Here is a 15,740-nt window from a genome sequence, read left to right as displayed (position 1 = left end):
TCAGGGAAGGACTAATCGTCGTAACTGCTCTCGCGCACGATCATCTCGACCGGCACGGTAATCTGGGAGGGCTGTTCGTCCGGCTTGTGCAGCAGCAGCTCGACCCCGGCGCGGCCCAGCGCCTCCTTGTCGACGCGGACGGTGCTCAGCGGCGGGATGGCGGCGGCCGCCGCGGCGATGTCGTCGAAGCCGACGATCGCGATGTCGTAGGGGACCTTCATGCCTTCGCCCAGGCAGAACTTCATCGCGGCCAGCGCGGTGCTGTCGTTGTAGCAGAACACCGCGTCGGCCGGCTTCGGCAAGGCCAGCAGGCTGCGCATGGCTTCGGCCACCGCCTCGTCGCCCTCGCCCATCGCGGGCACGATGACTTCCAGGTCCGGGTCGGCGTGGACCTTGGCGTCGAACAGGGCCTGGCGGAAGCCCCGGTTGCGCTGCTGGATGCTGTAGTGGGCCAGCGAACCGGAGAGCATGGCGATGCGCTTCCTGCCGGTGCGCAGCAGGTGCTGGGTGGCGAGATAGCCGCCGCGCAGGTGGTCCGGATTCACCGAGGTGAAGCCGCGCCGGTGCATGTCGACCAGCACCATGGGTTTGCCGACCTGCTGCAGCGCGGCCAGCACTTCGGGTTCGAAGAAACCGGCGCAGATGATGGCGTCCGGCTGGTGCAGGCGGATCTGGCCCAGCACCGGTTCGGCCGGGCCGACCGCGATGAAGGAGAGCGCGATGCCTTCGCGGCGGCAGGCTTCCTCGGCTCCGTGCAGCACGGGCGAGAAGAAGGGGCTCGACGCCAGGGTGTTGTGCTGGCTGTGCAGCAGGAAGGCGATGCGGCGGATCCGGCCCTTCTTCAGCTGCGAGAAATCGTAACCGAGGCGCAGGGCGGCTTCGCGCACCTTGTCGCGCGTGACTTCGGTCATGCCGGCCTGGTTCTTCAGCGCGCGCGAGACCGTGCCGATCGAGAGGCCGGTGTTTTCCGCGATGTCGCGCAGGGTGACCTGGCTCATGGCTGACCCCGCATATGCTGCGGCCAGCCATGCAGCGTCGTAACGTGCATGAAGGTCTCCAGTCCTTGTTTTAATAAACGCTTGCTGCGGCGTTTTCTTGTATCTGGCGGAACTGCCTTCGGGACAGTTCCGCCACTCTAGCTACTAGACGTTTTTATATCAGCCGCGTTTTGGCAGCGTCAACCGGCGCCACGCAAACGGCCGAGTTTTTAGCTTCTTTTTAGTAAACAAACTTTTGTTAGTTGGCAATGTCTTTTGTCAGGGTCTGGAGCTTCAGGCTGCGCTGCAGGGTCGCCAGGCCGGCCTTCGACGTCACGCGCAGCCTGACCCGCTCGCCCGGCAACAGGGTCAGCGCGTTGTCGGAGACCTCGGCCTCGCCCGCGTCGACCCAGAGGCCGCGCACCAGGCTGGCCGCCTGCAGCTCGAGCACATACGCCCCGCCCTCGCGCCCCCAGTTCGCCCGCAGGCCTGCTTCGAGCCAGGCCATGTCCTTGGCCGGCTTGAAGTACACCACCTTGCGCGCCGCCGGCTCGCCCTCGGCGCGCAGTTCGAACACGGCGACGGTGGCAGCCGGGTCGGCGCGGCCGAGCAGGTCGGTATCGACGTAATCGCCCATCTGGGTGGACGACAGCGGCGCCAGCTCCACCGGCTTGCGTTCGTCGCGCAGCACGGCGCCATCGAGGGTCATCACGCGCAGGCGCAGTTCGCCGCGCACGGGATGCACGCGGTCGTTGAGCAGGTGGACCCGGGTCTTGCCGCCGGCGTCGCGTAGCGCCGACACCGTCACCGGCGCGAAGAAGCGGCGCGCGTGGAACTGCAGCGCCTTCCAGCGTCCGAACCAGTCGATGCTCGACCAGGAGGCGCCCGGCCAGACGTCGTTCAGCTGCCAGTACAGGGACCCCATGGTGAAGGGCCGGCTGGCGCGGTGGTGCAGCGCGGCCAGCTCGATGCCCTCGGCCTGCATCACCTGGCTCAGGTAGATGAAGCGGCCGAAGTCCTGCGGCTCGCCGAATTCTTCCTTCACGTATTTCAGCAGGCGCTCGTTGCCTTTACCGGCCAGGAACTTCTGGTGCGCTTCGATGACCGGCGTGGCCACGCCCTGCTCCGCGCGGGTCGCGAAAGCGTCCACGGTGCGCTGCACCGGCCAGGCCTGCAGGCCGTACTCGGACATGAAGCGCGGCGTGATTTCCAGGTACTTGGTCACCGGATGCGCCGGGTTGCCCCACACTTCCCAGTAATGCATGTCGCCGCTGGCCGGGGTGTTGGCGACCTCGGCCAGGTCGTCGCCAGGCGAGCTGGACCAGTAGCCGATGCCGCCGCCCTCCTCCGCCACCACCTGGCGCAGGTCGCCGCCGAAGAGCTGGACATAACCCTTCCACACCTTATCGGCGAACTCGGGGTCGGCCTGCTTCAGGTCCTTGCCGTGGCCCCAGTATTTCCAGGCGATCTCTTCCTCGTTATTGCCGCACCAAAGGACCACGCTCGGATGGTTGCGCAGGCGCCGCACCTGGTCGCGCGCTTCCAGCACCACGCTGGCGCGGAAGGCATCGTCATAGGCCGGCTGCATGCCGCCGCCGAACATGAAGTCCTGCCACACCATCAGACCGAGCTCGTCGGCCAGTTCGAAGAAATCGTCGTTTTCGTAATAGCCGCCGCCCCAGCTGCGCAGCATGTTCATGTTGGCGTCGCGCGCCGATTCCATCACGCGGCGCAATTGCGCCTTCGTGATGCGCGGCTGGAACATGTCGAAGGGGATGGTGTTCGCGCCCTTGGCGAAGACCGGGATGCCGTTGACGAGGAAATAGAAACTCTTGCCCTTGGCGTCGGGGTCGCGGCGCAGTTCGACACTGCGCAGGCCGGTACGCGCGGCGGCCTTCGCCAGCGTCGCCTTGCCATCGTCTACTTCCAGCTCGTAGCGGTACAGGGGCTGGCCGCCATAGCCCGCCGGGAACCAGCGCTGCGGTTGCGTGACCTGCACCGGCATGTCGATGCGGTTCATGCCGGCGCGCAGGGTGGCTCGCTGCTGCGCCACCAGCGTGCGCTTGCCGCCCGGGGCCGTCTGCCACAGGCGCAATTGCGCCGCGCCGTCGCGCACCGCGTCCAGCGAGGCAACCGCCGCCAGATCCGCACGCGCCGCGTCAACATGGTCCTGGCGCAATTGCAGATCGTCGATGCGGACCGCATCCCAGCTCTGCAGCACGACCGGTTTCGAGATGCCGGCGGTGACATAACGCGGCCCCCAGTCCCAGCCGTAGTGATAGGCCGGCTTGCGCGCGAAATTGCCCGTCATCGCATCCTTCGGCTCATCCCCATACGGCGAAGGGTAATTGCCCGCGATCTTGTGCGGCATCGCTTGAACGCCCGGCAGCAGGGTCGCGATCGGCGAGCGGAACACGATGCGCAGCTCGTTGGATTTCGCACGCAGCTTGCCCTGCACCGGCAGGCGCCAGGTGCGGTGGGCATTGTCGGCTTTGAGCAGTTGCTCGCCATTGAGCCAGACTTCGGCATAGGTATCCAGGCCATTGAAGACCAGGTCGCTGCGCGCCCGCCCGAGCACGTCGCGCGGCGCGTCGAACTTCGTCTGGTATTCCCAGTCCGCCAGCCCGATCCATTGCAGGCCGGCCTCCGGCGCGCCGACATACGGGTCGGCAATGACCTTGTGCGCGAACAGATCGGTATGCACCGTGCCGGGCACCGTCGCCGCCCGCCACGGCGCCGCTTCCGGATGCGCGCCGGCCTGGGCACTGCCCGGCAGGATGCGGAAGCTCCAGCCCCTGTCGAGGGGAATCTGGCCGGGGGCGGCGGCCATGGCGGAGGCCGTGGCCAGCACCAGCACGGCGCCCAGCAGCAGTCGCGAGAAAGATCTCAGCATCATGGCGCGCTCGCTTTCCAGTAACGGTCGATCCATTCCTGATGGGTCGGCATGGTGGACACGGCGCGCGCGAGTTGCGTGCGGATGCCCTCGACGTGTTCGACGAGTTTGTCTTCCGGCATCTCGTCGACGATGGGGTGATAGCTTTGCGGCACGATGCGCTGCCCCAGCATCACCTGCACCCAGCTCGGCAGCGCAAAGAAATCCTCGCCGTTGCGGAAGTAGCGGCCGTCGTAGCGGAACAGGTCCATCGCTTCGCGCAGGGAATCCGGAATCGACATCGTGCGGCAGTCATTCCAGAACGGCGTATCGTCGCGCTCGGTCGCGTGGTAGTGCAGGATCAGGAAGTCGCGCACGCGCTCGTACTCGAAGGCCGATTCGCGGTTGTAGCGTTCGCTGAGCAGCGGGCTCATGTCGCGCGTCGGGAATAGGCTCAGCAGGCGCGTGATGCCCGACTGGGCGAGATAGATGCTGGTCGATTCGAGCGGTTCCAGGAAACCGCTGGCCAGCCCCAGCGCCACCACATTCTTGTTCCAGAACTTGTTGCGCATGCCGGTGGTGAAGCGCAGTGGACGCGGCTCGGCCAGCGCCTTGCCGTCCAGGTTCGCGAGCAGGGTGCTTGCCGCCTCGTCGTCGCTGATGTACTTGCTCGAGTACACGTAGCCGTTGCCGGTGCGGTGCTGCAGCGGAATGCGCCACTGCCATCCAGCGTCACGCGCGGTGGCTTTCGTGTACGGCGTGATCGGATCGACCTTTTCGCTCGGCACCGCCATCGCACGGTCGCAGGGCAACCAGTGCGACCAGTCGACATAGCCGGTCTTCAAGGTCTCTTCGATCAGCAGCCCGCGGAAGCCCGAGCAGTCGATGAACAATTCGCCCTCGACCACCTGCCCGTTCTCCAGCATCAGCGATTCGACGAAGCCGTCGCCGGCGCGCTGCTTGACCTGGACGATCTTGCCTTCGATGCGCCGCACGCCGCGCTGCTCGGCCAGCTCGCGCAGGTAGCGCGCGTACAGGGCGGCGTCGAAGTGATAGGCGTAGGCGATGTCGGCCAGCGGCGACTGCGGCGGCGCGTTGCCGTCGCGGGGCGCGAAGCGGCCCTGCGGCGCCATCACCGTCTGTGGTGAATAGGCGCCGATCGGCGCGGCGCGTCCGGCCAGGTGCAGCTTGAGCCAGAACTGGTGGAAAGGCAGCGGTCCGATCGAGCGGCCGATGGCGCCGAAGCCGTGGACGTAGCTGTCGCCGATGCGGCCCCAGTCGTTGAACTGGATGCCCAGCTTGACGGTGGCATGGGTGCGCTTGACGAAATCCGCTTCCTCGATGCCGAGCCATTGCCCGTTGAATTGCCGGATGTGGGGCACGCTGGCCTCGCCCACGCCGACGATGCCGATCTCCTCGGATTCGACCAGGCGGACCACGGCGTTGCGGCCCAGGTAGGTGGCGAGCGCCGCCGCGGCCATCCAGCCCGCGCTGCCGCCCCCGACGATGGTGATACTCCTGACACGGTCCTGCATACGTTCTCCCGCTGCACCGTCCAAATAAAGAAGGCAGTTGCCCGGAAATACCTGGCAACTGCCGTTACAGACACAAGGCGGAACTTAGAACTTGTAGTTCAGGCCCACGTAGACCACGCGACCGGTGTAACCGCTCGAGTAGAAGCGGTCCTTGGTGTCGTTACCCAGGTGCGAGCGCGACTCTTCCTTCGTCAGGTTCAGCACCGACGCGGTCAGGCTGAGTTCCTTGGTGAAGTTGTAGGCGGCGTTCAGGTCGACCTGTGCGAAGGGATCGCGGTACACATTGAAGCCGTTGACGATGCCGTCCACCACTTCGCCGCGGCGGTTGTACGAAGCACGCACCAGGAACTTGTCGGTTTCATAGAACACCGTCAGGTTGGTCTGGTTCTTGGCGCTGCCGACCAGCGGCGCGGTGCCGATGTCGGTGCCGTCTTCCAGCGTGATCGCCGCCAGGTTGGTCTTGTTGTAGGTGTAGTTGAACTGCACGCCCAGGCCGGACGGCAGCGTGTGCTGCACGTAGAACTCGACGCCTTTCGACACCGCGCCGCGGCCGCTGGCCTTGGTCGCGTAGTTCTGCACCGTGACGGCCTCGCCGCCGACGGTCAGGTTGATGTCGCGCACCACGTCCACGGTGAAGTTGTCGACGTTCTTGCGGAACAGGCCGAGACCGAGCACCGAGCCGCGCTGGAAGTACCATTCCAGGCCCAGGTCGACCATGGTCGCCTTGTAGGCTTCCAGGCTCTTGTTACTGCCGCTGCCGAACCAGCCCAGCTGGTCGCCGCCGCCGATCAGGCGGCGATCGTTGATGTATTCCTGGCTGTAGTAGCGCAGGCTGCCCGGCGAAGCGATGTCGCCGTAGCTCGGACGCGCGATCGCCTTGGACGCGGCGGCGCGGAACAGCAGCGTGTCGGACACGTCATACGCCAGGTTAAAGCTCGGCAGCACGTCGGTGTAGCTGCGGTCCAGCGAGCTGACCAGGAAGGTCGACACGTGGCCCGAGGCCGGGTTGGTCTGGCTGTCCGGCAGCACGGTGAAGCCGCTGGTGCAGCCCGAACCCGCCGGCGCGCCGACGGCCGGCAAGCCGCCTGCCAGGCAAGGCGCCGGGGCGCCGTTGACGTTGTAGAAGTAGTCGTTGTAGAGGTCGACACGGTCGGTCGAGTCGGCATGCTGCTTGGTTTTCACCACACGCACGCCAAGGTTGCCGCGCAGGCGGTCGGTCTTGTAGTTCGCCTGCAGGTAGAACGACGAAATCTTTTCCTCGACGTTGTAGACGAAGTTGTCTTCGTCACGGGTCTTCATGGCCCCGTAGGTATTGGTCAGGTAGCTGATGTAGGCCGGGTAGTTAATCGCCGGGAAAGCGCTGGTGTTGAAGGCGCCGCCCAGGTTCTCCAGGTTACCCTCGTACAGATAGGACGGATTGAACTTGTTGGCGTTGGAATCGCAGCCGTTCTGGAAGCGGTTGTCGTAGCTGCCGTCGCTGCCCTGGCAGGTCCAGTAGTTGTTGCCGGTGCTGCGGCGGATGCCGCCGTCGCGGTACTTGAGGCCGAACTGCAGCGAGTCCAGGAAGTTGTAGTCGGTATGCCAGGTGAAGTCGGCCTGGGCGTAGTTCTGCTTGTTGCTGTTCTTGGTCCACGACGACCCGGTCGAGCCGAGGTCGATCTCGCCGATGCCCTTGCGCAGGTTCGCCAGCAGCTCCGGCGAGAAGTTGAACGTCGGCGTGCCGCTGATGTCCCACGAGGTCACGCTGTTGCCGTTGGTCCAGCTGCCGTCCGCATTCTGGACACGCGGCTTGATCGGCATCGACATCACCAGCGACGGACCACCCTTGGCCCAGGTACGGCCGGCCTTGAAGTTGGCGTCCAGCGATTCGCCGCGCCATTCGGCGCCGATGTCGAAGGTCTGCGACAGGGATTTCTCCTTGTTGTAGCTGCCGTTCAGCCAGGGCGTCGGCAGGGTGCAGTCGTCCGGACCCCAGCCGCCCGGCTTCTGGCCATTGGCGGCCGCCTGCGCTTCGCTGCAGTAGTAGGCCTTGCCCGGGCGCAGGCTGTAGTTGGCGCCGGTGACGATGGTGCCGCTCGGGTCGAAGGTCAGGCCGTCGAGCAGGCGGCCGCCCCGCCAGTTGCCGTCGCCGCTGTAGCGCGCCAGGCTCCATTCCGGCACCACGAGCGAATTTTCCTGGGAATCCTGCTTCAGGTCGAAGCGGAAGTAGTTGGCGACCAGGTTCAGGTTGCGAACCGGCTTGAATTGCAGGGTCAGCTGGCCGCCGCGTCGCACGCGTTCCTCTTCGGTCACGGCCGCCCTGACCGTGGTCGGCATCATGAAGTTGGTGTAGTACTTGCCGTTCTGGTCGTAGAAGCCCGACTCGCCCCACCAGGTCGGGACCTGGTCGTTCGGCTTACCGTTGACGTCGCTCGGCGGGTGGTTGCTGTAATCGTCGCCGTACCACTGCCAGCCGCCGGTGCTGGCGCCCATGGTGCGCGTGGTGCGCTTCTGCTGGGTCAGGCCGACCAGCACGCCGATGCGGTTGCTCTCGTCGTGCCAGGCGTACTGGCCCGAGAACTGGCCGTCGCCCTTCTTGGTCGTGTCGGCCCAGGTGCCTTCGGCGTTGACGAAGCCGCTGTTCGACGGCATGTCGAGCGGACGGCGGGTGTTCAGGATCACGGTGCCGCCGATGCCGCCCTCGTCGATGCGCGCCTCCGGCGTCTTGAACAGCTCGGCGCTGCCCAGCATGTTCGACGGCAGCAGCTGGTAGTTGAAGGAACGGGTCGGATCGCCGTTCGATTCCGCGGTGGCGATGTAATTGCCGTTCAGCTGGGTCAGCGTCAGTTCCGACGACAGGCCGCGCACGGACACGTTCTTGCCTTCGCCGCCTTCGCGGGTCACGACCACGCCCGGCACGCGCTGCAGCGCGTCGGCCACGTTCTTGTCGGGGAACTTACCGATGTCTTCGGCGGTGATCACCTCGACGATCGAATTGGCGTCGCGCTTCTGGTCGAGGCTCTTCTCGATCGCGTAGCGGTAGCCGGTGACCTGGACCTTGACGGGCTCGCCGTTGTTGACCTGCGTCTGCTGGGAGGGAGTTGCGGCAGTTGCGGCGTCGGTGGTCTGGGCCTGGGCGCTCATGCTCAACAGCGCCGTCGCGACCGCGATGGCGATCGGGGTGGCGCTGATACGCACGGTATGGCGCGATGCAAGAACTTTGCTGAACATCATGATTTACATCTCCTTATTGTGCCCTGTGGATGGGCTTTTTATCTGTCGCGACGAGGAAGGCGTTCCCGACTCGCGGCACACGTGGACCGGCGCCAATCGCCCCGTACTCACGCATCAAGGGGGGGCTTTTGCGTAGAGCCAGGAGCGCGTTTGGCAGCATTTACTAAACGGCGATGCTGGCCGCTTTACGCGTCTGGGTATGGCACTTCGGTTGTGGAAGTTATACAAAGTTGGTTTCAGGAACTCAACTGAGTTTCAAAAAAGGCGTGCAGTTTAGCCATGTTTTCCTAAACATGTTTGTCGCCTTTTTCCAACAGTGTTCGTGTTTACAGAGGGAGAGTCCGGGGGATGTCATTTGTGACGCATAAAAGGCCGGCCAGCTGAGCCGGCCGGCCTTTCATCCGTGTCATGAACTACCGTGGTTCGGCCAGCAGCTGGCGGATCTCGGGCAGGCAGGAGCCGCAGTTGCCGCCGGCGCGCAGGCAGGCGGTGACGGCGCCCGCATCCTTTAGCCCATGCTGCGCGATGGCGCTGCGGATGGTGTCGCGGCCGACGCCGAAGCAGGCGCAGACGGTGGGGCCGGGGTCGAGGCCCTGGACCGGGGCGCGGCCGGCCAGCAGGGTGGCGCGGTCTTTCGGCGACAGGGCGTCCTGGGCGAACAGGCCGCCCAGCCAGGCGCGCGCGGGCAAATCGGGGCGGCGCGAGACGAACAGGCAGGCTTGCAGGCGGCCGTCCACCAGCAGGGCGCAGCGCAGCATGCCTTCGGCGCGGTCCTCGTAGTCGATCCAGTCGGCGTCCGGGTCCGCGCCCAGCAGCGCGCGTGCCCACGCGGGGGACGCCGGCTCGCGTCCGCCCAGTTCGTAGCGCAGGAAGCCGGCGCCGCGAACGCGCGTCCAGTTGGCGACCTGGGCCAGGCCGATCTCGTTGCGGCTGAGGATGAAGCCGTGCCAGGCGACGGCGAAGGGTTCGATGCGCACCGGCGTGTGCTTGAATTCCGGCTCGCCCGAGACCGGGTCGACGGCCGGATTGACCACCGCGCCGACCCGCGCGTCGGAAGCGTTCTGGCCGGTCCAGTGGATCGGAATGAAGGCGCTGCCGCGCGCGATGCCGCCGCCGTGACTGACCCGCGCGACCATGGCGCCCCAGCGGCTGCTCACGCGCGCCAGTTCGCCTTCGCGCACGCCGGCCAGCAGGGCGTCGTGCGGATGCAGGTCGACGCAAGGTTCGGGCGCGTGATTCGCCAGGCGCGGCGACTTGCCGGTGCGGGTCATGGTGTGCCACTGGTCGCGCAGGCGGCCGGTGTTCAGGACGATCGGATATGCACGGTCGGCCGGGTTGGCGGGCGCGCGCGGCACGGTGGCGACGAAGCGCGCCTTGCCGTCGGCGTGGGCATAGCGGCCGTCGGTGAACAGCCGGGCGCTGCCCTCGCCTGCTGCGCCTACCGGCCACTGGATCGGTGCGAGGCCGTCATAGCCGGCGCGGCTCAAGCCGGCCAGGCCGTCGATGCGGAAGGCGCGCGGCACGCCGGTCTCATCGTTGCGCCAGGCGGAGAGGCGCGCGTGTTCGCCGAAGATCGCGTGGGCGTCGCGGTAATCGAAGCCGTGGAAGCCCATGCGCCGCGCCACCTGGCACAGCGCCCACCAGTCGGCGCGCGCCTGGCCCGGCGCGTCCAGGAAGGCGCGCTGGCGCGAGATGCAGCGTTCGGAGTTGGTGACGGTGCCGTCCTTTTCGCCCCAGCCGAGGGCGGGCAGCAGCACGTGGGCATGGGCGGCGGTGTCGGTGGCGGCGCTCATGTCCGAGACCACCACCAGCTCGCAGCGCGCAAGGGCGCGCCGCACCTGGTCGGCGTCGGGCAGGCTGGCCACCGGGTTGGTGGCCATGATCCAGACCGCCTTGATGCCGCCCTCCTCGATGGCGCGGAACATTTCGACCGCCTTCAGGCCGGGCCTGGCGGCGATGCGCGGCGCGTCCCAGAAGGTGCGGACCAGCTCGCGGTGCGCCGGCTGGTCCAGCTCCAGGTGGGCGGCCAGCATGTTCGCCAGGCCGCCCACTTCGCGTCCGCCCATGGCGTTGGGCTGGCCCGTGAGCGAGAACGGGCCCATGCCCGGCTTGCCGATGCGGCCGGTGACCAGGTGGCAGTTGATGATGGCGTTGACCTTGTCGGTGCCGCTGGTGGACTGGTTCACGCCTTGCGAGAAGGCGGTGACGACCTTGTCGCTGGCGGCGAACAGTTCGTAGAACTCGACCAGCAGGCGCGGGTCAATGCCGCAATGGCGGGCGACGAATTCGATGCTGGCGCACTCTCCAGCCGCCTCGAGGGCCGCCTCGAGTCCGTTCGTGTGCGCGTCGATGAAGGCGCTGTCGACGGCGCCGCTGTGGGCCAGGTAGGCGAGCAGGCCGTTGAACAGCCAGACGTCCGTGCCCGGCTTGATCGGCAGGTGCAGGTCGGCCGATTCGCAGGTGGCGGTGCGGCGCGGATCGATGGCGACGATGCGCAGGTGCGGGCGCAGTTCGCGCGCTTTGGCGATGCGCTGGAACAGCGTCGGGTGGCACCAGGCGGCATTCGAGCCGACCAGCACGATCAGGTCGGCCAGCTCGAAATCCTCGTAGCAGCCGGGCACCAGGTCTTCGCCGAAGGCGCGCTTGTGGCCGGCCACGCTGGAGGACATGCACAGGCGCGAATTGGTGTCGATGTTGGCGCTGCCGATGAAGCCCTTCATGAACTTGTTGGCGACGTAGTAGTCCTCGGTGAGCAGCTGGCCGGAGACGTAGAGCGCCACCGCGTCCGGGCCGTGCTCGGCGACGATGGCGGCGAAGGTGGACGCGACTTTGGCGAGCGCCTCGTCCCAGCCGGCTTCGCGCAGGCCTTGTTCGTCGCGGATCGCGGGCGCCAGCAGGCGTCCGTCCAGGTCCAGGGTCTCGCCCAGGGCCGCGCCCTTGACGCACAGGCGGCCGCGGTTCGCCATGTGGTCCGGGTCGCCCTCGATGATGGCGCCATGCGCCATCGGCGTCGCCTTCACGCCGCAGCCGACGCCGCAGTAGGGGCAGGTCGTGCGCACCGTCATCATGCGGCCTCGCACATGGCCGGGCCGAACAGCAGCCGGTCGCGGATGCCGGAGATGTCCCTCCCTTGCTGGATCAGGTCGAAGTACCAGGGCCCGTCGGCCACGTCGCCGTACAGCACCGCGCCGGTGACGCGGTTCCCGGCCAGCACCAGGCGTTTATACACGCCGGCGTGGCGGTCGCGCAGCACCAGGTCTTCGCTGCCGTCCAGGCCGACAATGTCGCCCGCCGAGTACAGGTCGATGCCGGTGACTTTCAGCCTGGTGGCCGTCGCCTGCTGCACGTAGCGGCGGTGGCCGCGGCCGGCCAGGTGGGCGGCGCAGACGCGCGCCTGTTCCCAGATCGGCGCCACCAGGCCGAAGGTCGCCTTGCGGTGCTGGACGCATTCGCCCACCGCGTACACGCGCGGGTCGTAGGTCTGCAGGGTGTCGTCGACCACGATGGCGCGTTCGCAGTACAGGCCGGCGTCACGGGCCAGCGCGATGTTCGGCCGCACGCCGGCGGCCATCACGACCAGGTCGGCCGGCAGTTCCAGGCCGTCGGCGAAGCGCACCGCTTCCACCTTGCCTCTGCCTGCGATGCTGTCGGTCTGCGCGCCGAGCAGGATGCGCAGGCCGCGCCGCTCCAGCGCCGCCTTGAGCAGCAGCGCGGCTTGCGCGTCGAGCTGCTGGTTCATCAGGCTGTGCGTCAGGTGCACGACGGTCACGTCCATTCCCCGCCGCAGCAGGCCGTTGGCCGCCTCCAGCCCGAGCAGGCCGCCGCCGATGACGACCGCGTGGCCGCCACGCCGGCTGGCCGCCAGCATCGTGTCGACGTCGTCCAGGTCGCGGAAACCGATCACACCTGCTAGCTGCGAACCCGGCACCGGCACGATGAAGGGGCTGGAACCGGTCGCCAGCAGCAGCCGCTCGTAGCCCACCTCCAACCCGGAATGTGCGCGCACGACGCGCCGGCGGCGGTCGAGGCTGACCACCGGGTCACCCGCGTGCAGGGCGATGCCGTGTTGCTCGTACCAGGCGCGCGGGTGCAGCACGATGTCCTCGGCCTGCTTTTCGCCGGCCAGCACGGGCGACAGCAGGATGCGGTTGTAGTTCACCCGCGGCTCGGCGCCGAAGACGGTAATGTCATACATGCCGGCGTCGAGCTCGAGCAGTTCCTCGACGGTGCGCATGCCCGCCATGCCGTTGCCGACCACGACCAGCCGCTGCTTCAGGGGGCGATCCATACCTTCCCCCCTTCCACCCGGGCCGGGTAGCTTGCCACCGAGTGCTCGGGCGCTTCCAGGCATTCGCCGCTGTGCAGGTCGAAGTGCTGCTTGTAGATCGGCGAGGCGACCACGATGCGCTCGCCGATGCTGCCGACCAGGCCACGCGACAGCACGGCGGCGCCGGCGTTGGGGTCGAGGTTATCGATGGCGAACACGCGCGGCTCGATCACGCCGATGCGGAACACGGCCACCTGGCGCCCGTCCAGCAAGGCGCAGACGCCGGTGTCCGGGACGATCTCGTCGATGCCGCAGACCGCGGTCCAGTTCTGGAGTTGCGAATCACGATGCATGGGACTCTCCTTGGGCGATCGGGATGACGCGGCCGCGCGGCCGGATCTGGCCGCGTTCCGGCACGAACACGACATTGCTGTCGGGCGCATCGCTGTTGACGAAATGGCGGAAGCGGCGCCGCACCTCCGGGTTGGTGACCGCCTCCTTCCACTCGCAGGCATAGGTGTCGACCACGTGCTGCATCTGCGCTTCCAGCTCGTGCGCGATGCCCAGCTTGTCCTCGACCACGACCTGCTTCAGGTAATCCAGCCCGCCCTCCAGGTTCTCGCGCCACACGCTGGTGCGCTGCAGGCGCCCGGCGGTGCGCACGTAGAACATCAGGAAGCGGTCGACCAGCCGCACCACGGCCGCGTCGTCGAGGCCGGACGCGATCAGCTCCGCGTGGCGCGGCTTCATGCCGCCGTTCCCGCAGACGTAGAGGTTCCAGCCCTTTTCGGTGGCGATCAGCCCGACGTCCTTGCCCTGCGCCTCGGCGCATTCGCGGGTGCAGCCGGACACGCCGAACTTGATCTTGTGCGGCGCGCGCAAGCCCTTGTAGCGGTTCTCGAGCGCGATCGCAAAGGCCAGGCTGTCGCCGACGCCATAGCGGCACCAGGTCGAGCCGACGCAGGATTTCACGGTGCGCAGCGACTTGCCGTAGGCGTGGCCGGACTCGAAGCCGGCCGCGATCAGCTCTTCCCAGATGTGCGGCAGCTGCTCCAGGCGCGCGCCGAACAGGTCGACCCGCTGGCCGCCGGTGATCTTGGTATACAGGCCGTACTTCTTGGCCACCTGCCCCACCGCGATCAGGCCGTCGGCGGTCACCTCGCCGGCCGGCATGCGCGGCACCACCGAATAGGTGCCGTCCTTCTGGATGTTGCCGAGGAAGTAGTCGTTCGAGTCCTGCAGGCTGGCGTGCTCCGGTTTCAGGACGAAATCGTTCCAGGCGGAGGCGAGGATGTTCGCCGCGACCGGCTTGCAGACGTCGCAACCCAGGCCCTTGCCGTGCTTCGCCAGCAGTTCGCCGAAGCTGCGGATGCCTTCCACGCGCACGATGTGGTAGAGCTCCTGGCGCGAGCAGGCGAAGTGTTCGCACAGGTGGTCGTTCACCGTCACGCCGAGGCGCGCCAGCTCGGCGTTCATCACCTGCGTCATCAAGGGCACGCAGCCGCCGCAGGCGGTGCCCGCCTTGGTGCAGCTCTTCAGCGCGCCGATCGAACCGGCGCCGCCCGCCACCGCCTCGCACAGCGCGTCCTTGGACACGTCGTTGCAGGAGCAGATCTGGGCGCCGGCCGGCAGCGCGTCCACGCCGAGCGCCGGACGCGTGGCGCCTTCGAGCTGCGGCAAAATCAGGACTTCGGGCGACGCCGGCAGCGCGATCCGGTTCAGCATCAGCTGCAGCAGTTCGCCATAGGGCGAGGCGTCGCCCACCAGCACGGCGCCCAGCAGGTACTGGCCGCAGCCGGAGGTGACGATCTTGCGGTAGACCCCCTTGCGCTCGTCGAGGAACTGGTAGCTGCGCGCGCCCGTTGTGGCGCCATGCGCATCGCCGATGCTGGCCACATCCACGCCCATGAGTTTCAGCTTGGTGCTCATGTCGGCGCCGCTGAAGGCGCCCTCTTGCGCCAGGATGTGCCGTGCCGCCGTGCGCGCCATGTCGTAGCCCGGCGCCACCAGGCCGAACAGCTGGCCATTCCAAAGCGCGCATTCGCCGATGGCGTAGATGTGCGGATCGCTTGTTACGCAGCGGTCGTCGATCACGATGCCGCCACGCTGGCCGAGCGCCAGGCCGCTGCTACGCGCCAGTTCGTCGCGCGGGCGGATGCCGGCCGAGAACACGATCATGTCCGCCTCCAGGTGCGCGCCGTCGGCGAACTGCATGCGGTGCGTGGCCGCTTCGCCATCGACGATGGCCAGCGTATTCTTCTGCGTGTGCACCTGCACGCCCAATTCTTCGATCTTGCCGCGCAGGATGCGCGCGCCAGCCTCGTCGACCTGCACCGCCATCAGGCGCGGCGCGAACTCGACGACGTGGGTCCGCAGCCCGAGGTCGCGCAGCGCCTTGGCGCATTCGAGACCCAGCAGGCCGCCGCCGATCACCACGCCGGTTTTTGAGCGCGCGCCGCACTCGCGCATCGCTTCCAGGTCCTCGATGGTGCGGTAGACGAAGCAATCCTTGCGGTCCGCCCCCGGCACCGGCGGCACGAAGGGTGTGGAACCCGTGGCCAGCACCAGCTTGTCGTAGGCGACGGTCTCGCCGTCGGCCAGCAGCACGGTGCGCGCCGCGCGGTCGATGCCGGTGACCCTGCTATTCAACCGCAGCACCGCATCGTCACGCGCGAAGAAGCCCGGTGCGACCAGCGACAGGTCGTCGGCGGTCTTCCCGCTGAAGAATTCCGACAGGTGCACCCGGTCGTAGGCGGGGCGCGGCTCTTCCCCGAGGATGGTGACCCGCAGGCCCGGCGTGCCTGCCGCCAGCAGGGTCTCGACGAATTTGTGGCCCACCATGCCGTGGCCGGCGACGACGATATGCATTGCCGACT

Annotated in this window: 8 protein-coding genes; all 8 read right to left on the bottom strand. The window is 67.4% G+C overall.

Features of this window, described 5'->3' with window-relative positions:
• Positions 1-11 precede the first annotated feature (11 nt).
• Positions 12-998 (bottom strand): LacI family DNA-binding transcriptional regulator, encoded by a 987-nt coding sequence (locus tag LQ564_RS13790; protein WP_231058680.1) that lies wholly within the window; start codon positions 996-998, stop codon positions 12-14.
• A gap of 238 nt (positions 999-1,236) precedes the next feature.
• On the bottom strand, positions 1,237-3,873 hold the full coding sequence (locus tag LQ564_RS13785; RefSeq protein ID WP_231058679.1) for a beta-mannosidase: 2,637 nt from the start codon (positions 3,871-3,873) through the stop codon (positions 1,237-1,239).
• Positions 3,870-5,384, bottom strand: a complete 1,515-nt coding sequence (locus tag LQ564_RS13780) for a tryptophan halogenase family protein (protein WP_231058678.1) — start codon at positions 5,382-5,384, stop codon at positions 3,870-3,872. The genes LQ564_RS13785 and LQ564_RS13780 overlap by 4 nt, the downstream gene beginning before the upstream one ends.
• 84 nt (positions 5,385-5,468) lie before the next feature.
• Positions 5,469-8,597 (bottom strand): TonB-dependent receptor, encoded by a 3,129-nt coding sequence (locus LQ564_RS13775; RefSeq protein ID WP_231058677.1) that lies wholly within the window; start codon positions 8,595-8,597, stop codon positions 5,469-5,471.
• A 413-nt stretch (positions 8,598-9,010) separates the two neighbouring features.
• Positions 9,011-11,665 carry a nitrate reductase gene (locus LQ564_RS13770; RefSeq protein WP_231058676.1) on the bottom strand — a complete coding sequence of 885 codons (2,655 nt, stop codon included), beginning with the start codon at positions 11,663-11,665 and terminating at the stop codon, positions 9,011-9,013.
• Positions 11,662-12,885, bottom strand: coding sequence for an NAD(P)/FAD-dependent oxidoreductase (locus tag LQ564_RS13765; protein ID WP_231058675.1), 1,224 nt, complete (start codon positions 12,883-12,885; stop codon positions 11,662-11,664). Before LQ564_RS13765 ends, LQ564_RS13770 begins: the two co-directional genes overlap by 4 nt.
• Positions 12,870-13,217, bottom strand: coding sequence for a nitrite reductase small subunit NirD (gene nirD, locus LQ564_RS13760; protein WP_231058674.1), 348 nt, complete (start codon positions 13,215-13,217; stop codon positions 12,870-12,872). Before nirD ends, LQ564_RS13765 begins: the two co-directional genes overlap by 16 nt.
• Positions 13,207-15,732, bottom strand: a complete 2,526-nt coding sequence (gene nirB / locus LQ564_RS13755) for a nitrite reductase large subunit NirB (protein WP_231058673.1) — start codon at positions 15,730-15,732, stop codon at positions 13,207-13,209. The genes nirD and nirB overlap by 11 nt, the downstream gene beginning before the upstream one ends.
• Positions 15,733-15,740 lie beyond the last annotated feature (8 nt).

The organism is Massilia phyllostachyos, from assembly GCF_021044825.1.
In the GTDB taxonomy this organism is placed as follows: Bacteria; Pseudomonadota; Gammaproteobacteria; order Burkholderiales; family Burkholderiaceae_D; genus Telluria; species Telluria phyllostachyos.
Note: the sequence above shows the minus strand (reverse complement) of the source record. Positions and strands in the feature narration are given on the sequence as shown.

What these genes read in the sequence shown, in the direction of transcription:
- LQ564_RS13775 (WP_231058677.1), bottom strand. Translation starts at nt 8,597, where the DNA reads ATGATGTTCAGCAAAGTTCTTGCATCGCGCCATACCGTGCGTATCAGC.
- LQ564_RS13790 (WP_231058680.1), bottom strand. Translation starts at nt 998, where the DNA reads ATGAGCCAGGTCACCCTGCGCGACATCGCGGAAAACACCGGCCTCTCG.
- nirD (WP_231058674.1), bottom strand. Translation starts at nt 13,217, where the DNA reads ATGCATCGTGATTCGCAACTCCAGAACTGGACCGCGGTCTGCGGCATC.
- nirB (WP_231058673.1), bottom strand. Translation starts at nt 15,732, where the DNA reads ATGCATATCGTCGTCGCCGGCCACGGCATGGTGGGCCACAAATTCGTC.
- LQ564_RS13780 (WP_231058678.1), bottom strand. Translation starts at nt 5,384, where the DNA reads ATGCAGGACCGTGTCAGGAGTATCACCATCGTCGGGGGCGGCAGCGCG.
- LQ564_RS13770 (WP_231058676.1), bottom strand. Translation starts at nt 11,665, where the DNA reads ATGATGACGGTGCGCACGACCTGCCCCTACTGCGGCGTCGGCTGCGGC.
- LQ564_RS13765 (WP_231058675.1), bottom strand. Translation starts at nt 12,885, where the DNA reads ATGGATCGCCCCCTGAAGCAGCGGCTGGTCGTGGTCGGCAACGGCATG.
- LQ564_RS13785 (WP_231058679.1), bottom strand. Translation starts at nt 3,873, where the DNA reads ATGATGCTGAGATCTTTCTCGCGACTGCTGCTGGGCGCCGTGCTGGTG.